Here is a 25198-nt window from a genome sequence, read left to right on the forward strand (position 1 = left end):
CGCGATTGCTATCGAATTTAAGACAGAGGAGAGATTCATCAAATGTCACTTATTACAGATATTTATGCACGTGAAGTTCTTGATTCACGTGGTAACCCAACCGTTGAAGCTGAAGTTTATACTGAAGCTGGCGGTGTTGGCCGTGGAATTGTTCCATCAGGTGCTTCTACTGGTGAACACGAAGCCGTTGAACTTCGTGATGGCGACAAGAACCGTTTTGGCGGCAAGGGTGTACTGAAGGCCGTTGCTAATGTTAATGACGTTATTGCTAAAGAAATCGTGGGGATGGAAGTTACTGACCAAATCGCCATCGACAAGGCAATGATTAAGTTAGACGGTACTCCTAACAAGGGTAAGCTTGGTGCCAATGCTATCTTGGCCGTTTCATTAGCTGCTGCACGGGCCGCTGCTGATGAATTGCAAGTACCTCTTTACAACTACCTTGGTGGTTTCAATGCGCACGTATTGCCAACACCAATGATGAACGTTATCAACGGTGGTGCCCACTCCGATAACAAGGTTGACTTCCAAGAATTCATGATCATGCCAGTTGGTGCACCAACTGTTCGTGAAGCCATTCGTTGGGGCTCCGAAACTTTCCACGCCCTGAAGAAGGAATTGGAAGACGCTGGTAAGGTAACCTCTGTTGGTGACGAAGGTGGATTTGCTCCTGACTTTGCTAACAATGAAGAACCATTCGAATACCTCCTGAAGGCTATTAAGGATGCTGGTTACAAGCCAGGTAAGGATATTGCCATCGCCTTTGACGTGGCCGCTTCCGAACTCTGGGATGACGACACCAAGAAGTACAAGCTTCGTTGGTCCACCGGTGAAGAATACACCACTGACGAATGGATTAAGTTCCTTTCTGGAATTATTGAAAAGTACCCAATCGTTTCTGTTGAAGACCCAATTGACGAAAACAACTGGGATGACTGGGTAACCTTAACCAAGGAACTTGGTAAGAAGGTTCAATTAGTTGGTGACGACTTCTTCGTAACCAACACTGATTACCTGAAGAAGGGTATCAAGATGGGTGCTGCTAACTCCATCCTGATCAAGTTGAACCAGATTGGTACTTTGACCGAAACTGTTGAAGCTATCGAAATGGCTAAGGAAGCCGGCTACACGGCTATTGTTTCCCACCGTTCTGGTGAAACTGAAGATACGACAATCGCTGACCTGGTTGTTGCTACTAACGCCGGTCAAATCAAGACTGGTTCCATGAGCCGGACTGACCGTCTTGCTAAGTACAACCAATTGATGCGGATCGAAGACAACCTTGGCGATGTTGCTCAATACAAGGGCATTCACTCCTTCTACAACCTGAGTGAACAAGCTCGTCAAGATATTGAAAACCGTTAATTTAAGTAATTAATTGGCCAGGTGGCCTTACTAATCTGGAGAACGACCAGGTTGGTGAGGCTACTTTTGTTTTTAAATGATAATGCTGGCAGACTAAATTATTGAAACCGCTTCGTTTTTGGTTGACCTGCGCTATAATGTTAAGGAATGGTCGTTTAGGACCGACCAACAGAGGAGGAAATACGATGGCCAAAGAGATTAAAGGGATTGCCGCTAGTGAAGGGATTGGAATTGCCCCGGTTTACCGCCTGGTGGAACCCGACCTACATTACCAGAAGCGGCGGGTCAATAATACCTTGACGGAATACAAGCGGGTGCTACAGGCGTTCAATGAATCCACCGATGAATTACGGCGCATTAAGAAAAACGCTCGCGGGCGCCTCGCTGATGAAGACCTCCAAGTATTTGATGCCCATATCGCCATTCTTTCGGACCCCGAGTTACTCGGCCAGGTTAAGCAGCTGATTGACCAGCAGCAACTATGTGCCGAAGAGGCGGTTGACCGGGTAACCAGCCGCTTTGCTCAGACCATGGTCCAGATGACCGACCCCTACTTTAAAGAACGGGCTGGTGACGTTAAGGATGTTGCCAAACGGGCCATGGCTAACTTGATGGGCAAGAAGCTCCCGGACATTTCAACAATCGATCATCCGGTAATCCTTGTTGCCCATGAAGTGACCCCCTCTGATACTTCGCAGATGGATAAGAAATTCATCAAGGGTATTGTTACAGATATCGGTGGGCGGACCAGCCATGCCGCTATTATGGCCCGGACGCTGCGGATCCCGGCGGTGGTCGGGACGGAACACGCGGCCGAATTAACCCGGGATGGCCAACTGATGGTTGTCGATGGCCTTCGCGGGGTTGTCTTCGTCGAACCAACTCAGGACAAGGTTACGAGCTACCGGGACAAGGCTCACGAACTGACGGAGGAGCGGCAAAACTGGGCCCAGCTAGTTAATGCGCCCTCTGTCTCCAAAAACGGTCAGCGCTTCGCCATTGAGGCTAATATTGGTAATCCTGATGATGTTGCAGATGCTACCCGGCAGGGAGCGGATGGGGTTGGCCTCTTTCGCTCGGAATTTCTCTACATGGAAAGCGACCATATGCCAACCGAAGAAGAGCAGTTTACTGCCTACCGCCAAGCCGTAAGCGGGGTGGAAGGCAAACCCGTTGTGGTGCGGACCCTTGATATCGGGGGCGATAAGCCCTTGCCGTACCTTCCCTTGCCACGGGAAATGAACCCCTTCTTAGGTTACCGGGCTATCCGGATTAGTCTTCAGCACCCGGACATGTTTAAAACCCAACTACGGGCTCTGATTCGGGCTTCGCAGTTTGGCCCCCTTTCCATCATGTTTCCGATGATCGGGACGATTGCTGAACTGCGGGCAGCAGAAAAAATCTTTAATGAGTGCCGGTCAGAGCTCCAGGCGGACCAGCCGGGGCTCGGTGACGACATCAAGTTGGGAATGATGATTGAGGTTCCCCTAGCGGCAATCAACGCTGACCAGTTTGCAAAGGAGGTTGACTTCTTCAGCATCGGGACGAATGACCTGATTCAGTACAACTTTGCTGCCGACCGGGGGAATGATGCGGTGGCTAACCTCTACCAGCCACTCAATCCGGCCTTCCTGGGGCTGATCCAACACGTGATTGATGCCGGTCACCGTCATAATACCAAGGTGGCGATGTGCGGCGAGATGGCGGGTGACCGCTTGGCACTACCCCTGTTAATGGGGATGGGGCTGGATGAGTATTCCATGTCCGCTCCTTCAATCCTCCAAACCCGGATGATGATGAGCAAGCTCGACACGCAGAAGTGCAGCGACCTGGTTAATGAGGCAGTTAATAATTGCGTCACTAATGAAGAAGTCGAGCAACTGGTCCGTGACTGGCTGGCTAACAACTAAGCGAAGAAATGACAATAATAGCTAGTGAAGCTAATTTAAATTATTTTTACCAGCTGTTTTGCTTTTTAAATAAAGTGTCAACTGAACTTTCCACTAATAAGTTAAAAAATGATGAGAAGAATATAGAAAATCACGGGAAACTATAATATACTTTGTAACTGTTAACTGATTACGGAAGGGAATCGATTAGTATGAAGAATTCAGCACCGAAGTTGCGTCGGTCGATGACTGCCGGCCAGATGGAAATGATTTCACTTGGTGGTGCCATCGGGGTCGGTCTATTTATGGGGGCCACTTCCACAATCAAGTGGACGGGACCGTCTGTCCTGCTGGCGTACGCCTTTGTTGGTTTAATCTTGTATATCGTGATGCGGGCGCTCGGGGAGATGATTTACATTAACCCCGGGACCGGGTCGTTTGCTGACTACGCAACCGAGTACGTTCACCCTTTAGCTGGTTACATCGCTAAGTGGGCAAACGTCTTCGAATACATTGTCGTTGGGATGTCGGAAGTAGTGGCCGCCACGGAATACCTTAAATATTGGTGGCCCCACATGCATACCTGGATTGCCGGAATTGTCATCATTATTTTCTTGGTTCTGGCTAACCTTGCCAGTGCGAAAGCCTATGGTTCACTGGAATTCTGGTTTGCAATGATTAAGGTGATTACAATTATCTTCATGATTATTCTTGGCTTCTTGGTAATCTTCTTTGGCTTCGGGAACGGCGGCAAGCCAACCGGCTTTAGCAACCTCTGGTCCCACGGTGGCTTCTTTACTGGCGGGGTGAGCGGATTCTTCTTCTCCATGTCGATTATTGTTGGTTCGTACGAAGGAATTGAACTGCTGGGAATTTCCGCTGGTGAAGTTGCCAACCCCCAAAAGGCAATTGTTAAGTCCGTTAAGTCCGTTTTGTTCCGAATTTTGATTTTCTACATTGGCGCAATCTTTGTAATTGTTACAATTTACCCGTGGAATAAGCTGAGCAGTGTTGGTTCACCATTCGTTTCTACCTTTGCCAAGGTGGGAATTACGGCGGCCGCTTCCATTATTAACTTTGTTGTGCTAACGGCGGCGCTTTCGGGGGCAAACTCTGGAATTTACAGTTCCAGCCGGATGCTCTTTAAATTGGCTCACGAAGGGGATGCACCAAGTATCTTTGGTCGCCTTTCCAAGCGGGTCGTTCCAGATGCCGCTATCTTAGGAATTTCAGGTGGAATCCTAGTTGGTTTTATCGTTGATATTGTTGCGTCTATTTACAGTAAGTCTACGGCAGACATGTTCGTGATTGTCTTCAGCTCGTCTGTCCTTCCGGGGATGATTCCCTGGTTTGTCATCCTACTGGCGGAACTGCGCTTCCGGCACAACAACCCCGATTTAATGACGAATCACCCGTTTAAGCTGCCACTGTACCCATTCTCCAACTACTTCGCCTTTATCATGTTGATCGTCATTGTGGTCTTCATGTTCATCAACCCGGATACCCGGGTATCGGTCATTGTGGGGGCAGTGGTTCTCATCCTGGCAGTCCTGATTTACCTCTTGCGGCATGGCTTGAGCCGGGAAAAGGCTTAAAAATTTAGACTAAGGAGCACTAGTATAATGACGGTGCTCTTTTTTTATTTGCGGGGGCGTGGCACTTGGCCGCTTTTGTAGTACAATATCCTTTAGCTTATTCTGAAGGGACCTATTTATGAACAGAGGAGAATTTATTCATCGTCATAACCAGCTCGTCCAGGTTTTGTGCGCCATCTTAATTGGCCTTTTGACGGGCCTCGTGGTTAGCGTCTTTCGCCTATCCATCCAACACTTGCTGGGCTTTGTCACGGTTAGTTTCCGCTACTTTCACCACCACCCAACGGGGCTGATTTGGTGGGCACTGGCTTCCGTGATTTTGGCTCTAATCCTGGGAATCATGACCCAGCGTTACCCGAATATCAAGGGGTCCGGGATTCCGCAGATTGAGGGGCAGTTGACTAGTCAGTTTGACGAAAAATGGTGGCCGGTCCTCTGGCGAAAGTTCATCGGGGGAATCCTGGCGATTGGGTCCGGGCTCTACCTCGGTCGGGAAGGACCGTCAATCCAACTCGGGGCCGCAGTTGGCCAGGGGTTGGCCGAGAGCTTCCACGCTGGCAAGCTAAACCGCCAGCTGGGGATTGCCAGTGGGGCCGCTGCCGGTTTGGCCGCTGCCTTTAACGCCCCGATTGCCAGCACGATCTTTATCTTGGAGGAGGTTTACCACAACTTTTCGCCTTTGATTTGGCTGGCGACCTTTGTCAGTTCCCTGTGCTCCAACATGGTGTCGATGACCTTCTTTGGCTTGCAGCCGGTATTAGCGGTGCCCTATCACCACATGCTACCGACAGGCCTCTATTGGCAGCTGGTCGTCCTTGGCCTGGTACTGGGCCTGTTAGGGCGTTTCTACCAGGTGATCATTTTGAACCTTGATAAGTGGACCGGGAAGCTGAAGTGGGTTCCCCCTTACGCGTATCCCGTATTACCGTTTCTGTTAGTCATGCCGGTTGCCTGGTACTTCCCGCTCACCCTGGGTGGGGGGAACCAGCTGATCACCGGGCTGACCAACCTCCCGTTTTCGTTGAGCCTATTTGTCGGACTTTTCGTCCTCCGCTTTGTCTTTTCAATGATTAGTTATAGCTCACAGCTTCCCGGGGGAATCTTTTTACCGATCCTGACCCTGGGAGCTGTACTGGGGGCCGTCTACTGTGCTTTGATGGTTCGCTTGGGCTTGCTGCCGGTTCGCTACCTACCGAACTTTATTATTTACGCGATGGCTGGTTACTTTGCCTGCATCAGTAAGGCCCCCTTTACCGCCATTTTGCTGATTACGGAAATGGTCGGCTCACTGGCCCACCTGATGCCCCTGGCAATCGTGGCCATGGTCGCTTACCTGGTTGTTGATGGCCTTCATGGGGAGCCGGTTTATACCGCAATGTTCAATAACTTTATCGGTAAGCACACCCCTGCTGTTCAACACGAGGTTGAGATGTCAGTGACGATTTACGCGGGATCCATCCTGGACGGTAAGAAAATTGCCGACTTTGTTTGGCCGTACTCGAGTATCGTCACGACCATCTACCGGGGTGAAGAGCGGATTATTCCGAATGGCCAGACGGTTCTTGCTGCCGGTGACACAATCATCGTTCACGCCGTCCAAACAAATAATAACCAGGCCTATAAACGGATCAGCCGGGCGGCGCACTATGCGAATGTATAGAAATCACGGTTGTAATATGATATGATATTAGAGATATAGCCGGTATAAATTAGGAGGAAGATCCTTGTATAATACTTTAATGACAATCTTTTTAATTGTATGTGTAATCATGATTGCATGTGTAATGATGCAACCAGCTAAAAACGATAACGATGCGATGTCTGCCTTGACTGGTGGTGCCGGTGATCTTTTCTCCCGGCGCAAGGCCCGGGGATTTGAAGCCGTCATGCAAATTGTGACCACAATCTGTGGGGCACTTTTCTTCATCTTGGCGCTTGCCTTAGTTTACGTATCGTCACATTAGGTTTTCTAAGTTTGTGCCTCCTGGAGCAGTTTCAGGGGGTCTTTTTATTAAGAAGTGGGGATGGTGAGATGAAGACCTATACTGGTGAAACCTTCTTCTTTCCGCACAGCGGGAAGAAGGGAGTGATCCTGCTGCATGCCTACACGGGTAATAGCAACGACGTCCGGATGCTTGGTCGGCAGCTTAACTGGGCTGGCTACACGGTCTGTGCACCACTTTTTACGGGACACGGGGGCGATCCCCGCGAGATCCTCAAAAAGGGGAGCCCGGCTGACTGGCAGGATGATACCCGGATGGCTATTTTCCACCTGCGGGACACGGGGGTGGACCAGATTGCCATCTTTGGCCTTTCACTAGGGGGCCTGCTGGCAACGTGGGCCTTAGAAGAGGACCCGTCCTTACTTGGTGGGGGTGTTTTTGCCTCACCAATAACAACCTGGGGAGATTCAAATGTTCCCCAATATTTTCCGACACTCGCCGAAAAGTACTACCGGCGGGTACATACAGAGCCGGAATTGATTAGTGAACGGTTAGCATGGCTTAATGAGCGGTTACCCGCCCAGCTCAATGATATTAAAAAGCTTGCCCGTCAACTGGCCGTCAACCTTAACCGGATTCACCGGCCGTTTTTTATTGCCCAGGGCGGTAAGGACGAAATGATTGACCCCAATTCAGGGGCCCAGCTCCGTGACCGTTTACTTGCCCAGGGGACACCAGTTGACTTTCACTACTATCCGGATGCCACCCACTTACTAACCGTAAATTCAGCACACCGTCAGCTCTTTAGCGACGTTGAAAACTATTTGAATAATTTATTTGAGGTAACAAATGACAATCAACAATAAGACGAAATTAAAAGACAATATTCTCGATTTCCTGACGAAGAACGCCGGAATCAGTTACTCCGCTGAGCGGATTGCGCACGCGCTCGATATGGATAATGCCGAGCAATTCACGCCAATCGTCCAGACCCTTGCCCAGCTTGAACGGGATAAGAAGGTCCGGGTAACCGATAAGGGCGAGTTTGAGGCGGTTATTAAACAAGAACCGATTACGGGGACGTTCCATGGAAACGACAAGGGCTTCGGCTTCGTAGAATACGACCCCGACTTGCCTGACATGTTTATTAATCCCGACCACACCTTGCATGCCCTTAATGGCGACCAGGTGGAAGTCAAGGCCTTGAAGGCCGGTGACCCCGCAGCGGGCCAGGGCCCAGAAGCAATGGTTACCAAGATCCTGGAACACAACTACGAACGGGTCGTGGGTGAATTCAAGCAGGAAACCGTTGGTAACTACATCGGTGAGATCCTCTTGAAGGATAAGAAACTAAGTCAGTTCCGCTTCTTTGTCACTGACAAGGGTCTCAAGCCCATGGACGGCGAGGTCGTGACCGCGACCGTTGAGACCTATCCCGACGACGAGTCACCCCAGGTCCTCACCGGGGCCGTTACAGAGGTAATCGGGAACAAGGATGAACCGGGAATTGATATTCTCTCGGTTATCTATGCTCATGATGTTCCCCATGAATTTCCTAAGGAAGCAATGGAGCAGGCAAATAAAATTCCGTTGCACGTTCTTCCCGAAGAAAAGAAGGGGCGCAAGGACATTACCAACCAGCCCCTGGTAACCATTGATGCCATTGAGTCCAAGGATTTGGACGATGCTGTCGTTGCTTGGAAGCTTGATAACGGTAACTACCACCTTGGGGTTCATATTGCGGACGTCAGCCACTATGTTCAACCGGGGACCCCGCTCGACAAGGAAGCCTTCAAGCGGGGGACATCGGTTTACCTGACGGACCGGGTCGTCCCGATGCTGCCGAAGCGCCTGTCCAATGGTATTTGTTCCTTAAACCCGGGTGAAGAGCGGCTCTCAATGAGTTGTGAAATGGAAATCAACGACCAAGGGAAGATTGTTAAGCACCGCATTTTCCCCAGTGTCATGAAATCTCATGCCCGGATGACCTACAAGGCCGTTAACCGGATCCTGGAAGCCCATGACCAAAAGACAATTAACCGCTACAAGGACCTCGTGCCAATGTTTGAAACCATGGCAGAACTTCACAAGATTCTTTTGAAGAATCGGAAACGGCGGGGGGCAATTGACTTTGAAGCGCCGGAAGCAAAGATTATTGTTGATGATAAGGGGCACCCAATTGACATCCAGCTCCGTGAACGGGGACTGGCTGAACGGATGATTGAATCATTCATGTTGGCGGCCAATGAAACGGTTGCCCACCACTACTTTGATGAGCACGTTCCCTTCCTTTACCGAATCCACGAGACCCCGGATAAGGACCGGATTAAGTCGTTTGTTGACTTCTTGAGTGTCTTTGGGATCAACGTCCATGGTGACGTGAACAATGTTAAGCCCAAGATGCTGCAAAACGTCCTGAAAGACGTTGCCGGAAAGCCGGAAGAGCAGATGGTTCAGGTAACGATGCTGCGGAGTATGCAACAGGCCAAGTACTCTGACGAGGAACTGGGGCACTTTGGCCTGGGCGCTAAGTATTACACCCACTTTACGTCGCCAATTCGGCGGTACCCGGATGACACGGTTCACCGGCTGATAAAGTGGTATGCCCAACACGGTAAGGGTGAAAAGGCCAAGGCCGCTTGGCGTGATAAACTACCGGAGATTGCGGAACATACATCCGTCACCGAACGGCGAGGGATTGACACCGAGCGGGACGTTGACAGCATGAAGAAGGCTGAATACATGGAAGACCATGTTGGAGAAACTTTCGATGCCGTGGTCAGTTCCGTCATGAAGTTCGGCCTCTTTGTCCAACTAGAAAACACCGTTGAAGGACTTATCCATATCAGCGTGATGAATGATGACTATTACGAGTACTCCGAAAAGCACATGGCCTTGATTGGGCGCAAGACCCACCGGATCTTCCAAATCGGACAACCGGTAAAGGTTAAGTTACTGCGGGTCGACAAGGACCTCCGGGAAATCGACTTTGAGCTGGTTAACCCGCAGGACGCGCCGAAGACCAAGATCCGGGTCCCTCACGAACATGATAACCGTCGTCGCGGAAATCGGAATCGGCGGCGGGGTAACCATGGTCACGTCAAGCGCCATGATCATAACCAGCACAATGGGCACGTTAATAACCGGCAGATTAACCGGGGGCAAACGCGTCACCACAATAATTCACGCGACCACCATTCACAAGGGCGGCGCCATTAAAATTAACGGAGGGATAAAATGGCAAAAAGATCCCAACAAAAGAATAATGACAACTTGATTGCCCAAAATAAAAAGGCCCGTCACGACTATTTTGTGACGGACACGGTTGAGGCTGGCCTGGTGCTGACTGGGACGGAGATTAAATCTGTTCGCGCCCACCGGGTTAACCTCAAGGATGGTTTTGCCCAGATAAAAAACGGCGAGGCCTGGCTGATGAATGTTCACATTAGCGAGTACGATAATGGAAACATCTTTAACCAGGATCCGCTTCGTAACCGTAAGCTCCTCCTTCATAAGAAGGAGATTCACCGTCTGGTGGGCGCTCTGCAGGATAAGGGAGTTACCTTAATTCCTCTTAAGATGTACATCAAACATGGCTATGCCAAGGTTTTGATGGGTGTTGCCAAGGGGAAACACCAGTATGATAAGCGGGAAGCAATTAAGCGCCGTGAGCAAAATCGTGAAATTGAACGGGTAATGAAGCACTACTAAGAAAGAAAGCGAAGCGTAGAAATATTTTGTTTGACTTTGCGTAGAAAAGCATTAGAGTGCTCCGTAATCGATGGGCTTGTTACACAGCGCTAGACACGAAGCTAGCCTGTAGGGAATCCCTGGCGAAGTAAAGCAAGTCAAACATAAAGAGGGCTCTAGTGTTCGGAAAATCCGAACACTAGAGCCCTCTTTATGTACTGCGCTGTAGCACAGCTATACAGGAAACTTATCTCACAACCCCTCTTGTTTCTTTATTTTTGAATCAGGACATTGTAGTGGGCCCCATCCGGGAGGTGGTAGTTAAGCTGGTTGTAGCCATTCCAGCTTTTTTGGTCCTTGTTCATCCGGGTCTCATTGTTAACAACCCGGTGGAATGGAAGGTCCAATGATTGGCAAAGCTCCTTAGAGACGTGGTTAATTTCGCTGGCCGTGGCAATTTGGAAATCGTTCCCGTCGATTTGGGCATCTTTACCTTGGAGGTGGTCTTTACTGGTGTGACCCATTGCGGAGTGGTAATTGATGTAGAGACTAGAAAGGTGGTTAAGGGGGAGGTCAGTTCTGACTCCGTCTTTTGCGGCCGTGATAATTTCATTGGCGGCCTTTAAAGAGCCCCGCTGCTTGAAAGAGCTGATGACTGATTGGAGAACTTGTTGGCCCCGCTTTTGTCGCCCATAATCGTTATTTGGATCGTCGTAGCGCATCCGTGAATACTTCAGGGCGTCCTTACCGTTTAGATGTTGCCACCCCTTCTTAAAGTGGTGTCCTTCATAGGTGAAGGCGAAAGGATTATTGACGTTAACCCCGCCCACGGCATTGACGACCGTTTTTAGAGTCCCCATGTTAGTAAGGGCGTAAAAATTAATCGGAACACCGATTAGTTCACTGACCTGTTGCTTAGCGAGGTGGGGTCCACCGATTGCGTAGGCAGCGTTGATCTTAACATAGCGGGTTCCCGCTTTGGTCTGGACTTTGACCAGGGTGTCCCGGGGGATGGCTACCATGGTAATCCGCTTTTTCCGGGGATTAACCGTGATCACTTCCATTGTGTCGGTGTTGCCGGCATAGGAAGTGCCACGACCAAGGGCTTCTACGTCAGTTCCCATTACTAGGACACTAAAAGGCTGGTGCTTGTTGATCAGGGCGGTACTGGTGGCACTACTCCTTGTGTGAATTTCGTTGGCGGCGGACCGCCAATGGTGGTATTCGTAGCCGATTAGGCAGAGTAACCCGAGGACGACGGTTATTATCAGTCCCCACCTAATATAATGATGATTTACCGCTTCTCTTTTCATAATAATCTCCTGACATATTGTGATATATACAATTAGTCTAACTAACTTTTGGTTCATATAATCCCCCTCAGTTATCTATTTTTTTAATTTCACTAATTATAAAATAGTATTTTTTTAATTGACCTAAAACAGCTGCAGGCTTTCTTAGTAGTAGCGCAGGAACGACAAATCACGGCGGCCGCGAAACGGCTGTACATGGCCCAGCCGCCGCTATCGTACCAGATGAAACAGTTGGAAAAGGAGCTGGGCGTGAAGCTCTTTTTGCGCAACGCTCATGGCATCACTTTAACGTCCGCCGGTCGGACCTTCCAAGGCTATGCCCAACAAATGGTGAAACTTGGTCAGGCAGCAGGGGAGGCCCTTAGTAAGGAGAAATCCGGTCGAATTGGGACGATTCACCTAGGACTGATTTCGTCGACGGGGGAACTCGTTCCCAATACGGGAATGCAGCATTTAACGGCGGACTACCCCCGGGTTAACTTTGCCATTACGGAAGGCAACACGATGGCACTAATTGACGAGTTGAATAGTGGCCTGCTTGATTTGGCGATTGTCCGGACCCCGTTTAACACCCGGGGACTTGAACAACGTCCCCTGTATCAGGACCGGATGGTAGCACTGGGGGACCACGACCGGTACCAATTTCCCACTGGGCAAATGGGGATCACCGACTTTGACCAGCAACCGCTGATTATCTACCGCCGTTTTGAGGCTATCTTTAACGATACCTTTGCCCGTCAGGGGGTAATGCCGCACTACTGTGTGAAGTGTGATGACGCGCGGACAGCCATCATGTGGGCTAACCAGGGGATGGGGATTGCAGTTGTTCCTCAGCTGATTGCGCAGACCTATACTAAAGTGCCGTTGACGGTTGTCGATTACCCGGCGTGGAAGTCACAAATTGAAATAGTGTGGCAAAGTGGCGCTCAGCTGAGTCCTTTGGCCAAGCGTTTTATCAATCTCTTAATGGAAAATAAAAGATCTCACTAGATAGCAACTCTAGCGAGACCTAAATATTATGAACTTATTTAAGTCGGTACTCCATCCCAAAACTATCGGAGAGGGACCGGTTCTTAAATTGGACTTTATTGGTATCAAACTGTCCACCGCGGGCCCAGTGGTCGAGAACACTGGCAACCAGGATGGCCAGGGGCTCATCTTCCCGCCTCGTTATTCGGAGCTCATGGCAGTATGTACCGGAAAACTGAACCGGCTTAAGGGCAAAAACCAGTTTACCGGCACCAAAGACCCGGTAACGGTTACTTAAAGGTGACCCGACGATGATCCAGTTAAGTCCTCGGATATAGACAACCTGGCGGACAAAACCAAAGGACTTACCAACGGTCCCCACCCGGTGGCGGTGCTCATATAGACCGAACTTTGGCAACAAACCGAGGGAGAGCTGCTTGACCTCCGCCAGTAATTCACCAGTAATGGCATATAACGACAAAACGTCGTGGTGCATTCCCCACTTACCCACCAGCAGGTAACATGATCTTCCTTGATCATCACGGACAACTGTTGTTCCGTGTAAGTCGGTTGAATGGTCACGAAGATACAATTTGCGCACGAACTCACCACCATCCTCAATTAGTTATTAAACTTATTTTACCAGTTTACCCAATAAATGCCCAATAATCTATTTACAAAAAAGCGTTTCCAAATTCACTGTTACCACTAAATTAGATATGATAGAATAAAAGACGAGGTGCATAATACTGATGAGACAATTAATCCACAATGACTGGTGGCCAGTCCTTAAGCCCCAGTTTGAAAGTTCATACTATTCACAGCTTCATGACTTCTTAAAAGAGGAGTACACCCACCGGACAATTTATCCGGAGATGCATCATATCTTTGAGGCGTTTGAGTGGACCCCCTTTAGTAAGGTGAAGGTGGTTATTTTGGGGCAGGACCCTTACCATGGCCCCCACCAGGCACACGGATGCAGTTTCTCAGTATTACCAGGAGTGGCGGTTCCACCATCTTTGCAAAATATCTATAAGGAATTGCAGAGTGACGTGGGTTTTAAGCCCGTGAACCATGGCTACCTAAAACACTGGGCCGACCAAGGCGTTCTCCTGCTTAACTCGGTTTTGACCGTCCGGGCGGGACAGGCCTTTTCTCACCGGGGACATGGCTGGGAAAAGCTGACAGATGCGGCCATCCACGCATTGTCAGAGCGTCCCAAACCGGTGGTGTTTATCCTGTGGGGACGGGCAGCCCGGGACAAGAAGAAGCTGATCAACACGAATACCAATATTATTCTCGAATCAGCCCACCCGAGCCCGCTGTCTGCTAACCGTGGTTTCTTTGGCTCACGGCCGTTTTCAAAGACCAACGAAGCACTTCGCGCAATGGGAGAACAGCCAATTGATTGGCAACTGCCGGAAAATCCGGTGGTGGATGAAGGGGCAACTGATCAGTTGCCGAAAAATGCTTAAGGATCAATTGAGGAGGTACTTGCATAATGGAATTATTTGATGAAATTGCTGCCAAGGTTAAGGGACAAAACAAGACGATTGTATTCCCAGAAGGTGAAGACAAGCGGGTCCTCGGTGCTGCTGTTCGTCTGCAAAACGACGGCTTGATCAAGCCAATCCTGCTTGGCAAGCGGGCAGACATTGAAAAGACCGCCAAGGACAACGATTGGGACATTTCTGCTTTAAGCATTCTGGACCCTGCTGAATACCCCGAAGAAGACAAGAAGGCAATGTTTGACGCCTTGCTTGAACGGCGGAAGGGCAAGAACACTCCTGAACAAGTTACGGAAATGCTCAAGGACGTTTCGTACTTCGGAACCATGCTCGTTTACATGGGTAAGGCTGACGGGATGGTATCTGGTGCCGTTCACTCTACCGGTTCGACCGTTCGTCCGGCTTTACAAATTGTTAAGACCAAGCCCGGTGCCCACCGAATTAGTGGTGCCTTTTTGATGATCAAGGGCGACCAGCGTTACATCTTTGCTGACTGCGCCATCAACATTGAACTGGATGCCCCAACGATGGCTGAAGTTGCTGTTCAAAGTGCTGATACTGCTAAACTTTTTGGCATTGACCCTAAGGTTGCCTTGTTGAGCTTCTCCACGAAGGGCTCTGCCAAGGGTGACATGGTCACTAAGGTTGCCGAGGCAACGAAGCAGGTTCACGACATGGCACCAGACCTGCCAGCTGATGGTGAACTCCAATTTGACGCCGCCTTTGTTCCTGAAGTTGGTGAACTAAAGGCCCCAGACTCTAAGGTTGCTGGTCACGCTAACGTCTTTGTGTTCCCAAGTCTGGAAGCCGGTAATATTGGCTACAAGATTGCTCAACGCTTTGGTGGCTTCACGGCGGTGGGCCCAATTCTGCAAGGCTTGAACGCCCCAATTGCGGACCTTTCACGGGGATGCAATGAAGATGACGTTTACGACGTCGCTTTGATTACTGCAGCCCGGGCATAAAACTGTTGTGGCTCGCGTGATAGCGAATTTAAAAATAAAGCTGGGTTGATAAAGTACGCAACCCAGCTTTTTGTTTTCCCGTTGCGGATAAGCTACAATAATAACAGTAATAATGAAATTGAGGTGATCCTGGTGGAAGAAAAAGTGAAGATGGGTAGTCGGGAGGCAACCATTACCCTGGGCGAAAAGATTGGTCAAAAGCTCCAGGCCGGCGATGTCCTTGTTCTTGACGGTGACCTCGGCGCGGGGAAAACAACCTTTACCAAGGGACTAGCGAAAGGATTAGACATTCCAGACATTATCAAGAGCCCGACCTTTACGATTATTCATGAATACCACGACGGGCGATTGCCACTATATCATATGGATGCTTACCGCCTGGAGAACGGTGGTGCAGCGGACCTGGGCCTTGAGGAATACTTCGATAGCGACGGGGTAAGCGTGGTTGAATGGGCCGAGTTTGTGGAAGACGAATTACCGGCGGACTTTTTAGCCATCCACTTCCGGCGGACCGATGATGAGAATAAGCGGGTTCTGGAATTTGAACCCCATGGTGACCACTTTGCGCAAATCGTTAAGAACGTGGTGGCTTAAATGAGCGCGGTCACAATTAAGCTGGCAGGCCCCAAAGACGCCGCCAAAGTTCTTGCCTTCTTACGACAGACGGCCACGGAAAGTAATGCTGTCCAGGTTCCCCACCTGTTAGACGTAAGCCTGGAACAAGAGGCCGATAATATCAAGATGATCAACCAGTTCGATGACTGTGTGGTGATGCTTGCGATGCTGGATGATGAACCAGTGGGTATCGTTACCGTTATGATGCTCGCGGAGCAGCCAGAAACGGGTGAACTGGGCGTGGTCGTTGAAAAGAAGTACTGGCGAAATGGTATTGGTCAGTTGCTTGTTGACGAAGCCGAGTATTGGTTCACGCATTATAGCAGTTTAACGAGGCTGGTCCTAGCAGTTTTTGCAGATAACACACCGGCAATTGCCCTTTACCGGAAGATGCACTTTAAGAAAACGGGGACGACGATAGAAGATGGTCGTCTAGCCCTTTTGATGGAATACCAGCCGGAATAATAAAAACCACTTAAGATTAGGCAAGATGACCGCCTGAATTAATCTTAAGTGGTTTTATAGTTACTTCTTATTAAACATCTGTTTAATATTTCGCCAGAATGATCCCCGCTGTTGGAAGTCACCGACCGGTTGGGTGACCTCAACGCAGCCGAGGTACTGACCATTGTTATCATGGAGGGCATAGAAGGCAATGCTGACTGGTTGCTGGTGGTAGTTGATCAGGATTTTGATTGAATCGCGCTTGCCACCGTGCATCTCGGCCAGCACTTGCTTGACCCGTTTTTGGCTGTGTCCGGGGTGGACATCCAAAACGTGTTTACCGAGGTCCTTGTCAGTCCGTTTGAATAGCCGGTGGCGGTTCGCTGATGACCAGCGGATGATGTCGTCTTCGTCAATGAAGTCAAATTCAACGGGAATGGTGGTAAAAATGGCGTTTAGCTCGTCTAAAGAAAGCTGGCCACCATTAAGGGTAATACTTTGCATAATTAGATTCTCCTAACCGATAACTTTAATGAAGGGTTTAAGTTGTTGGGGACTAAAATGGCGGCCCTGATAAAGGAGGATATTAGCACAGGCCTGGGCATCGTCTAAAGCGTTGTGGTGATGGTGAAGATCAATACTGAGGGCGTCGCAGACCGTGTTGAGTTTATAGTTACTTAAACCTGGGAGTAGGCGTCGACTCGTAGTCAGTGTATCAAGGGCCTGGTAAGCTGGTGGCTGGATGCCATAGTGCTCCAAAGTGTTCTTTAACACACTGTTGTCAAAGCGGTTATTGTGGGCGATGACCAGTTTGTCGGGGGTAAAAAACTCTTTGATGTGGTCCCAGACAGCGGGAAATGAAGGGGCATCAGCGACGTCACGCTCATGAATCCCGTGAACCTGGATATTGCGCCAGAAGAAGTCCGTGTGGGGGTTAATTAAGGAATAAAACTCGTCAACGATTTGGTCGTTACGGACGATTGAAAGGGCCAGTGAACAGGCACTATAGCGCTTACCGCTTGCGGTTTCAAAATCCAAGGCAACAAAGTTCATTTAAACACCGTCCTAATCTGTTTGCTGATATTTATTATTGTACAAATGCTCGCCGGCTTTTGCAATTAAATGCTACAATACTATAGGATGTTGAAGAGAAGTAATCAGAAAATGAGGAATAACGAAATGGCTAATTTAATGAATGAGTTTCCTAGTATCGAAATTAAGCAGGATGAACCACTGATGCATTATACTTACACGCATACCGGCGGACCCGCTGACTGGCTTGCTTTCCCAAAGGATGTAGCGGAGGTCAAGAAACTGGTTGATTACGCTCGAGTTCACCAGGTCCCCTTGACTGTCCTCGGTAACGCCAGTAACCTGATTGTTCGTGACGGCGGCATTGAAGGGCTCGTCCTGATATTAACTAAGATGGACGCAATCACCGTTGACCACAATAAGGTAACTGCTCAGGCAGGGGCTGCTTATATTAAGACAACTGAAGTCGCTCGGGACCACAGCCTGACGGGCCTTGAATTTGCGGCGGGAATCCCCGGCAGTATTGGTGGAGCAATCTTTATGAACGCCGGTGCCTATGGTGGTGAAACGAAGATGGTCGCATCTTCAGCTACGGTTCTTTTTCCAGATGGAACGATTAAGAAATTAGATAACCAGGAACTGGACTTCGGTTACCGCCACAGCAGTATTCAGGATTCTCACGGGATTGTCTTAGATGCTACCTTTACCCTCCGAGCTGGTGACCATGACGAAATTGCCACCAAGATGAAGGAGTTGAATGAACGTCGGGCTGCTAAACAGCCCCTTGATTTACCATCCTGCGGTAGTGTTTTCAAACGTCCACAGGGGTACTTTGCTGGTAAGCTAATTCACGATGCCGGCCTGCAAGGGTATACCGCGGGGGGCGCTCAGGTCTCTAAGAAGCATGCGGGCTTCATCGTTAACATTGACCACGGAACGGCATCAGATTACGTAGCGGTGATCCACCATGTTCAGGCAACCGTTAAGAAGAAGTATGGGGTTGCCCTCCAGACTGAAGTCCGGATTATCGGTCGTAATTAGAAATTGCGGGGGAAGGGACGGATAGTTTCTTTCCCTTCTCTATTGCAAAGCTATCAAAACGTTTTACTTATTGTTGCATTAAGCTTTGTAATCGTTTTTGCCATATGGTATTATAGAATAAAATCAAGAGAATTTACGGATAAAGGAGAATGAAAATGGCGAATAAGGTAGTAGTTTTAGGAAGTATTAACGTTGATACCACTTACCACGTAGAACGTTTCCCCCAACCAGGAGAAACAATCTCGGCAAAGAGCAAAAGTTCTGCGCCTGGTGGTAAGGGTGCTAACCAAGCTGTTGCGGCTGTTCGCTCCGGTGCACAGACGTCCTTTGTGGGCGCGGTTGGTTCTGATAACGAAGGCTCATACATGCTGGAAGCCCTTAAGGAAAACAACATTGATGTCCACCACATCATGGTTGATAAGTACCATGGTACGGGAACCGCTGCTATTACGCTCGACGCCAATGGTCAAAACGACATTATGATTTATGGTGGGGCCAACCAGGCGATGACTACTGATGTTTTGGCGGGCATTGAGGATGTGTTGGATGGTGCCAACTTCTTAATTAGCCAGTTTGAAACTCCCCAAGAGGTTACTCTGGCAGCTTTCAAGCTGGCTAAGGAACACGGGGTTACCACGATTTTGAACCCGGCGCCAGCCCATGACATCATTCCAGAATTGCTTTCCTACACGGACGTGATTGCCCCAAACGAAAGCGAGTGTGCCCTGTTAACGGGAATTGAAGTTGCGGACGAAGAATCGATGCTAAAGAGTGCGGAGTATTTCCAAAAGCGTGGCGTTACGCACCTACTGATCACGCTTGGTTCGCGAGGCGTCTTCTATGCTACGCCAAAAGCTCACGGTCTTGTTCCGGCATTTAAGGTCAAGGCGGTGGACACAACCGCGGCCGGGGATACCTTTATTGGGGCCCTGAGTTCCCAATTAAAGGATGACCTGAGCAACGTCGCCGATGCATTGGTATATGCACAACGGGCATCTAGTCTAACGGTTCAACAGATGGGGGCAATGCCTTCAATCCCAACGGCTGACAAGGTTAAAGCGGCCCTTGCAGAAAACTAATTTAAAAATAATGGGGGTTGTGACAAAAATTCTGAATGGAGCTTTTTGATTATCTGAATATTTTGAGAAAATGAGCGGCCTCCCGGCCATTTTCTTCATGTTTAATGCCATTAAAGCAATCCCAATTTGTCTTTTGGCTTTCTTAAGACCACGTACTGTGAATCTTTTAAAACCCAAATAAGCCTTCAAGTTACCAAAAACAGTCTCTACATCGTACTTACGACGGGAGTAAGTGTTGGAATTTGAAAGCGACTCGCGAGCTTTCGACTTAAAATATTCCCACTGTGGGTTCACCATAAGGTACTTAGTGTTCCCATGTGGTGTTAATGCCTGAGAAATAATTTGATGATTCTCATCATACTTCTCTGCTTGATATACTTTGAAATCACGACGGAATTTGTATTTATCATTTCGGTATGCGTATCGTTTAAAGTTGAATCGGACGCCCTGTGGGTTTACATAAAAGTCATCAGCCTCATGATATTCCCAGTTCATTACTTTTCGATCATCAGAACGCCACTTACGGCTATTCTCTTTAATCATGGTGCTGTAAGGAATTAAAGCTGTACAATCAGATAGCTCATCTTCGATATACTTATAATTGCGTTCTGATCCGTAACCAGCATCGGCAACAATTTCTCGCCCCAAAACTTCGTTCTGGGCGAGATGAGATAAGAATGGGATTAAGGTTCTAGTATCGGTTGGGTTCTGCATGAGTTCATAACCCAGCACGTACTGTGAGCTAGTCATAATTTGAAGATTATACGCTGGCTTTGTTTGACCATTACGCATCGGATCTTCCTTTAAACGCATAAAAGTAGCGTCATGATCGGTTTTGGAATAGCTATTACGTTGGCCAGCAATCTGCGATTGGGCTTGGTATTCAAGATGCTTTTGACGACAATGGTCTAAAGCATGGAGATACTTTTTGGCATGACGTCGTTCCTGCTTGGCCGGATTGGGCGAAACCTTTGCGGTTTCGGCCACCCGTTGGTTTAACTCTTCAATCCGTTGTTCAAGTAAGGCAATAATCGTATCAAGTTGATCAATGTCAAAGCTATCTTCATCAACATCAATCTTAACCTCTGCTTGCTTAATTTCACGAATTAGTTTTTGAGCCTTTTCAACGTTTAATTCGCGATACTTAATGGTGCGTTTCTTCCAAACAAAGGAAAACTTATTTGCGTTAGCTAAAATCTTAGTGCCATCAATGAATGAAGCCTCATCGATCATTCCCTGAGCCTTTAAATAGTCATAAAATTCCTTGAAACTACTCTGAATCATATCTTCCAATTCTTGGGAGACAATGAAGCGAGCAATGGTGCGGTAGGTTGGGCGCTGTTCTTGAGTCAACCACATCGCAATAATGTTTTCACGAGCAAAGCGTTCAATTTTCCTAGAGGAAATGATACCATAGCTGTAAGCCAGTAAAACTAACTTTAACAGCATTCGTGGATCATACTCTCTTGGTCGACCCATAATATTGGGTCGCCGCAGCGCTAAGCTTTCAACCAGCCGATTAATATAACGTGCTGGATGATTTAACTCAGGTTCATAAGCAGTAGGTATGTTCAAACTAAGTTGATTCATGTTATAATTAAGTTCCAATGTTTTTGTATCCTTTCGAGGGTATTTTGGAGGCATCGACGGTCAGGTCGATGTCTTTTCTTTTACTAATATTTTAAAGGAAAATGGAGTTAAATGAAATCCGAAGATTTCATCTAACTCCATTAATTATTTGGGACTTATGTCACAGCCCCTTTTTATTTTTGGGGAAGATGCTGGACTAATCGTAAGAGACCATAGATGATTATCTGCATGACCGTTAACATGGTGGTGAATTCGAGCATTGGCTTAGACCAGATACCCAGTAGCTGACGGATAAACCATGAAGGCGTAAAGAGGAGGTAGAGGGAGTGTAGGCGAAGGAAGCGCCCAATATAGATTCCGACGCTGGAAGTAAAGCAGAAAAAGAATACCCACCAAGCTTGCAGCCGGGGATGGTGAGGACTTGTTAACCGGGTCAGCTGAGCGGCGGTATTTTGAAGACTAATGGTTCCCAAGGTTAAGCAGGAAAAGGCACAAACAACCATTAAGACAAAGATTAGCCAGATGTGGGGGTCACTCTTGAGAATGCCGTTAATGCTGGTGTGAGGACGGAGCCAGGAAAGGTGGAAGAGGTCTGTGCTTACGTACGGGGCGTTCGGGTAAAAAATTATCCATAGAACAAGGGTGACCCAAAAGGCCAGGGCCCGGCGGTCATTGAAGCGACGCATCTGAAAGCCAAACTCAATTGGCAAGTAACCGAGAAAGGTGTTAAAGGCCATAAAGTTATACGGCGGCCTGACCATTAGCCATAGGTAGGCAATTAATGCCAGAAAAAGGATACGCACTTTCCACTGAAAAGAAATTCGTTGCAAAATACAGCCCCCTTGATTTAGTTAATACTACTAGCATACCAGACTTTTACCGGTGAAAATGATATAATATGAACGTGAATTTGGAGGATGGTGAATGCTATGCAGTTTATTGCTTCGCTTCTGACGTGGCAGAACTTGATCCACCTCATCGATATCCTTGTCATCTGGTTCTTGATTTACGAATTGTTGATCCTAATTCGCGGGACGCGGGCTGTCCAGCTTTTCCGTGGAATTCTGATCGTCATCTTGGTCAAGGTCATCAGTTGGTACTTTGGCCTAAGCACCGTCTCGTGGTTGATGGACCAGGTAATTAACTGGGGAGTAATCGCAATCGTGGTTATCTTCCAACCAGAAATTCGGCGGGGACTGGAACACCTTGGGCGTGGTTCATTCTTTACGGCTCATCAAACAGCGAATAAGACCGAAGAGGAAATGATCAAGCAACTTGATCAGGCAATTCAATACATGTCAAAGCGTCGGATTGGGGCCTTGATTAGTATTCAAATGAATACGGGTCTCGAAGAATATATTGAAACCGGAATTCCAATGGATGCGGACATTTCTGGAGCGCTGTTAATCAATACCTTTATTCCGAATACGCCACTGCACGATGGGGCCGTTATTATTAAGGACAACCGAATTGCCGTAGCGGCCGCCTACCTACCGTTATCAGATAGTAAGCTAATCCCCAAGGAGCTGGGGACCCGGCACCGGGCAGCGGTCGGAATCAGTGAAGTTACGGACGCCTTGACAATCGTTATTTCGGAGGAAACTGGTGAGGTTTCTATTACTAAGGATAACGAGTTAATCCGTAACATGTCCCAGAATGATTATCTGAAATTCTTGCGGGCCCAACTTTATAAGAAGGTTCCTCAAGAAAGCGAAAACCTGCTGACTAAGTTGTTTGGCTTGCTTGGTCGCAACGGAGGCGGTCGTCATGAACAAAAATAACGACGGCTTTTTCAGCCGCAAGTGGGTGCTACGTTTAACGGCTTTGGTCTTGGCAATCTTTCTCTTTGTGTACGTCAACGGCAGCAAGAATGGCTTTTTACGCCAGAATACCCGGGACAGCAACCGTAATAGTGCTTTGATGTCCAACAAGTCGGCAACGATTGAAATGCCACTCAACATTACCGTTGATAATGCTAAGTACGTCGTCACTGGTTATCCCCAAACGGTCAAGGTCCGGGTCAACGGACCATCGGCGTTAGTTACTACTACTAACAACACCCAGAATTTTCGGGCCTACTTAGACCTGAGTAAGCTTACGCCGGGGAACCACCGGGTAAAGGTCAAGACCAGTGGCCTTAATTCTGAACTACGTGCCACGACCAAGCCACAGTATATTAATGTCAATATTCAACCGCGTCGGACCATCAGTATGCGGGTAAGTGTCCGGCTGAATTCACGGACGTTAGACAATGGCTACGTGATTGGTCGACCGCGACTGGATACGGATGTTGTTCAGGTTACCGGTTCAAGAGAAGAAGTTGACCGGGTTAGCCGGGTAGTGGCCTTTGTCGCTATTCCAAGTGACGCTAAGAATGACTTGCAGCGGCAGGTAACCTTGCAGGCACTGGATAAGAATGGTCAGACACTGAACGTGGTTATTACGCCGAAGACAACGAACGTGACGATTCCAATTAACCGGAGTAGTGATAACTCCAGCAGCTCCAGTAGTGAAGAGTCTAACAGTTCTTCCTCGAGCAGGAATCAGGATAGTAACGACATAACGAATAGTACTACGAAGAAAAGTAGTAGCAGTACGAGCTCTACTAAATAATTAATTGAAGGAGAAGAACAATGAAATTAAAGTATTTTGGTACAGATGGTGTCCGTGGGGTTGCAAACCAGGATTTAAGTCCCGAACTGGCCTTTCGCGTTGGCCGGGCCGGGGGCTACGTCTTAACGCGGCACTCTGAGCGGAAGCAGCCACAAGTTCTGGTATCCCGTGATACCCGAATTTCCGGCGAAATGTTGGAGAATGCCTTGGTTGCCGGCCTGCTTTCCGTGGGGATTGAGGTCCTCCGCTTAGGAGTCGTTACCACGCCCGGGGTTGCCTACCTAGTTCGGGCTCAGGATGCTGATGCCGGAGTCATGATTACAGCCAGTCACAATCCAATCAAGTACAACGGAATCAAGTACTTTGGTGGGGACGGCTTCAAGCTGTCAGACGACCTTGAATATGAAATTGAACAATTACTGGACGTGGATGAGGATACCTTGCCCCGGCCATCTGATAAGGGCCTGGGAATGGTTACCGACTACCACGAAGGGGCTTTGAAATACACTTCCTTCCTGGAACAAACTGTCTCAACCGACTTGAGTGGTCTGAAGATCGTTGTTGATGCTGCTAATGGGGCCACGAGTGGCTTTGTTTCCAACCTCTTTGCGGACATGAACGTCGACTTTGTGCCAATCAATGATCAGCCAGACGGGTTGAATACCAACCTTGAATGTGGGTCAACCCACCCTGCTGGACTCCAGAAAGCGGTTGTTGAAAACGGTGCTGACCTCGGGGTGGCCTTCGATGGTGACGGTGATCGTTGCATCGCGGTTGACGCTGACGGGAACATTGTTGATGGTGACAAGATTATATACATCTGTGGGAAGTACATGGACAACAAGGGAACCCTGAAGAAGGATACCGTGGTAACGACCGTCATGAGTAACCTAGGGATGTACAAGGCCCTGGAAGCTCACGGGATGACGAGCGTTAAGACCAAAGTTGGTGACCGTTACGTTGTTGAAGAGATGCTGAAGAACGGCTACAACCTTGGCGGTGAACAATCCGGTCACATCATCTTCTTGGACCACAACACCACGGGTGATGGGATGCTGACTGCTTTACAATTACTATCCGTGGTCGAGGAAACCGGTAAGACCTTGGCCGAGCTGGCTAGTGATGTCACAACCTACCCACAGGAACTGCTGAACATCAAGGTTGCTGACAAGGCAGCGGCAATGGAAAATGAGGACCTTAAGAAGGTTATTAAAGAGGTCGAAGATGAGATGGCTGGTAATGGCCGTGTCCTTGTCCGGCCAAGTGGGACGGAACCACTTCTCCGGATTATGGCCGAGGCGCCGACTAAGGAACTGGTTCACCAGTACGTTGAAAAGATTGGCGATGTTGCCCGAGCAGAACTAGAAGTCAAGTAATTAAACTGCAGAATGCATTCGAGCGTGCTCCGGATGACTAGCGGAAGACAAGCATTGGGATGAAATGCCATCGACTGTCCGTAACTAGCCACCAGGGGCGCGCTTTTTTTAAGATCATGGAAGCTGGTGAAGAGGTTATGTTTTCAGTAATACCTATACCAATTGAGTGCA

At 48.6% G+C, this 25198-nt stretch carries 24 protein-coding genes; 18 read left to right on the plus strand and 6 right to left on the minus strand.

Going from position 1 to position 25198, the window contains the following annotated elements:
* Window positions 1-42: 42 nt before the first annotated feature.
* The 8 genes from eno to smpB all read left to right on the plus strand — a co-directional run bounded on the left by eno (window position 43) and on the right by smpB (window position 10503).
* Complete coding sequence (eno, locus tag KZE55_RS02840; protein ID WP_222259132.1) at window positions 43-1365, plus strand: phosphopyruvate hydratase; 1323 nt, start codon at window positions 43-45, stop codon at window positions 1363-1365.
* Between the two features lie 185 nt (window positions 1366-1550).
* A complete protein-coding gene (ptsP, locus tag KZE55_RS02845) occupies window positions 1551-3275 on the plus strand; it encodes a phosphoenolpyruvate--protein phosphotransferase (RefSeq protein WP_222259134.1) in 1725 nt (574 codons plus the stop codon).
* Window positions 3276-3466: 191 nt separating this feature from the next.
* On the plus strand, window positions 3467-4849 hold the full coding sequence (locus KZE55_RS02850) for an amino acid permease (RefSeq protein ID WP_222259136.1): 1383 nt from the start codon (window positions 3467-3469) through the stop codon (window positions 4847-4849).
* A gap of 118 nt (window positions 4850-4967) precedes the next feature.
* Entirely contained in the window at window positions 4968-6509 is a 1542-nt protein-coding gene (locus KZE55_RS02855) for a ClC family H(+)/Cl(-) exchange transporter (RefSeq protein ID WP_222259138.1), read from the plus strand.
* Window positions 6510-6573: 64 nt separating this feature from the next.
* Window positions 6574-6813 (plus strand): preprotein translocase subunit SecG, encoded by a 240-nt coding sequence (gene secG / locus KZE55_RS02860; RefSeq protein ID WP_047769351.1) that lies wholly within the window; start codon window positions 6574-6576, stop codon window positions 6811-6813.
* A gap of 68 nt (window positions 6814-6881) precedes the next feature.
* On the plus strand, window positions 6882-7658 hold the full coding sequence (locus KZE55_RS02865) for an alpha/beta hydrolase (RefSeq protein WP_222259140.1): 777 nt from the start codon (window positions 6882-6884) through the stop codon (window positions 7656-7658).
* Window positions 7642-10011 (plus strand): ribonuclease R, encoded by a 2370-nt coding sequence (gene rnr, locus KZE55_RS02870; protein WP_222259142.1) that lies wholly within the window; start codon window positions 7642-7644, stop codon window positions 10009-10011. Before KZE55_RS02865 ends, rnr begins: the two co-directional genes overlap by 17 nt.
* 18 nt (window positions 10012-10029) lie before the next feature.
* A complete protein-coding gene (gene smpB / locus KZE55_RS02875) occupies window positions 10030-10503 on the plus strand; it encodes an SsrA-binding protein SmpB (protein ID WP_222259144.1) in 474 nt (157 codons plus the stop codon).
* Between the two features lie 251 nt (window positions 10504-10754).
* Here the strand turns inward: smpB and KZE55_RS02880 are convergent, their stop codons facing one another.
* Window positions 10755-11795, minus strand: a complete 1041-nt coding sequence (locus KZE55_RS02880) for an LCP family protein (RefSeq protein ID WP_261313295.1) — start codon at window positions 11793-11795, stop codon at window positions 10755-10757.
* A 132-nt stretch (window positions 11796-11927) separates the two neighbouring features.
* On the opposite strand from KZE55_RS02880, the gene KZE55_RS02885 reads away from it, so the two are divergent.
* On the plus strand, window positions 11928-12785 hold the full coding sequence (locus KZE55_RS02885) for a LysR family transcriptional regulator (protein ID WP_261313314.1): 858 nt from the start codon (window positions 11928-11930) through the stop codon (window positions 12783-12785).
* A 34-nt stretch (window positions 12786-12819) separates the two neighbouring features.
* Here KZE55_RS02885 and KZE55_RS02890 read toward each other — a convergent pair whose 3' ends face one another.
* Window positions 12820-13365, minus strand: a complete 546-nt coding sequence (locus KZE55_RS02890; protein WP_222259148.1) for an LURP-one-related/scramblase family protein — start codon at window positions 13363-13365, stop codon at window positions 12820-12822.
* A gap of 151 nt (window positions 13366-13516) precedes the next feature.
* On the opposite strand from KZE55_RS02890, the gene KZE55_RS02895 reads away from it, so the two are divergent.
* From KZE55_RS02895 to KZE55_RS02910, 4 genes are all read left to right on the plus strand, one after another.
* Complete coding sequence (locus KZE55_RS02895; RefSeq protein ID WP_222259150.1) at window positions 13517-14239, plus strand: uracil-DNA glycosylase; 723 nt, start codon at window positions 13517-13519, stop codon at window positions 14237-14239.
* Window positions 14240-14265: 26 nt separating this feature from the next.
* Window positions 14266-15237 (plus strand): phosphate acetyltransferase, encoded by a 972-nt coding sequence (gene pta, locus KZE55_RS02900; RefSeq protein ID WP_222259152.1) that lies wholly within the window; start codon window positions 14266-14268, stop codon window positions 15235-15237.
* Window positions 15238-15387: 150 nt separating this feature from the next.
* Entirely contained in the window at window positions 15388-15831 is a 444-nt protein-coding gene (gene tsaE, locus KZE55_RS02905) for a tRNA (adenosine(37)-N6)-threonylcarbamoyltransferase complex ATPase subunit type 1 TsaE (protein ID WP_222259864.1), read from the plus strand.
* Complete coding sequence (locus KZE55_RS02910; protein WP_222259153.1) at window positions 15832-16317, plus strand: GNAT family N-acetyltransferase; 486 nt, start codon at window positions 15832-15834, stop codon at window positions 16315-16317. It abuts the gene before it with no gap.
* 60 nt (window positions 16318-16377) lie between these two features.
* Here the strand turns inward: KZE55_RS02910 and KZE55_RS02915 are convergent, their stop codons facing one another.
* Both KZE55_RS02915 and KZE55_RS02920 read right to left on the minus strand, forming a co-directional pair.
* The gene (locus tag KZE55_RS02915) at window positions 16378-16800 is read right to left on the minus strand and encodes a PAS domain-containing protein (RefSeq protein ID WP_222259154.1); all 423 of its coding nucleotides are present in this window, start codon (window positions 16798-16800) and stop codon (window positions 16378-16380) included.
* Between the two features lie 12 nt (window positions 16801-16812).
* On the minus strand, window positions 16813-17349 hold the full coding sequence (locus KZE55_RS02920) for a 3'-5' exonuclease (protein WP_222259155.1): 537 nt from the start codon (window positions 17347-17349) through the stop codon (window positions 16813-16815).
* Window positions 17350-17475: 126 nt separating this feature from the next.
* Here KZE55_RS02920 and murB point away from each other — a divergent pair, with 126 nt between their 5' ends.
* Entirely contained in the window at window positions 17476-18369 is an 894-nt protein-coding gene (murB, locus tag KZE55_RS02925; protein WP_222259156.1) for a UDP-N-acetylmuramate dehydrogenase, read from the plus strand.
* Between the two features lie 155 nt (window positions 18370-18524).
* A complete protein-coding gene (rbsK, locus tag KZE55_RS02930) occupies window positions 18525-19448 on the plus strand; it encodes a ribokinase (RefSeq protein WP_222259157.1) in 924 nt (307 codons plus the stop codon).
* On the opposite strand, the gene KZE55_RS02935 is transcribed toward rbsK, so the two are convergent.
* Together KZE55_RS02935 and KZE55_RS02940 are read right to left on the minus strand one after the other, a co-directional pair.
* Window positions 19401-21038 (minus strand): IS1182 family transposase, encoded by a 1638-nt coding sequence (locus KZE55_RS02935; protein ID WP_261313296.1) that lies wholly within the window; start codon window positions 21036-21038, stop codon window positions 19401-19403. The genes rbsK and KZE55_RS02935 overlap by 48 nt on opposite strands.
* Window positions 21039-21211: 173 nt before the next feature.
* The gene (locus KZE55_RS02940) at window positions 21212-21868 is read right to left on the minus strand and encodes a DUF1361 domain-containing protein (RefSeq protein WP_222259158.1); all 657 of its coding nucleotides are present in this window, start codon (window positions 21866-21868) and stop codon (window positions 21212-21214) included.
* 99 nt (window positions 21869-21967) lie between these two features.
* Here KZE55_RS02940 and cdaA point away from each other — a divergent pair, with 99 nt between their 5' ends.
* The 3 genes from cdaA to glmM are packed head-to-tail and all read left to right on the plus strand — an operon-like array spanning window position 21968 to window position 25027.
* Window positions 21968-22819: a diadenylate cyclase CdaA gene (gene cdaA / locus KZE55_RS02945; RefSeq protein WP_261313297.1), complete on the plus strand. Its 852-nt coding sequence runs from the start codon at window positions 21968-21970 to the stop codon at window positions 22817-22819.
* A complete protein-coding gene (locus KZE55_RS02950) occupies window positions 22806-23651 on the plus strand; it encodes a CdaR family protein (RefSeq protein WP_222259160.1) in 846 nt (281 codons plus the stop codon). The genes cdaA and KZE55_RS02950 overlap by 14 nt, the downstream gene beginning before the upstream one ends.
* Window positions 23652-23671: 20 nt before the next feature.
* Complete coding sequence (gene glmM, locus KZE55_RS02955; protein ID WP_222259161.1) at window positions 23672-25027, plus strand: phosphoglucosamine mutase; 1356 nt, start codon at window positions 23672-23674, stop codon at window positions 25025-25027.
* Window positions 25028-25198: the final 171 nt, after the last annotated feature.

Source organism: Limosilactobacillus panis (assembly GCF_019797825.1).
Taxonomy (GTDB): domain Bacteria; phylum Bacillota; class Bacilli; order Lactobacillales; family Lactobacillaceae; genus Limosilactobacillus; species Limosilactobacillus panis_A.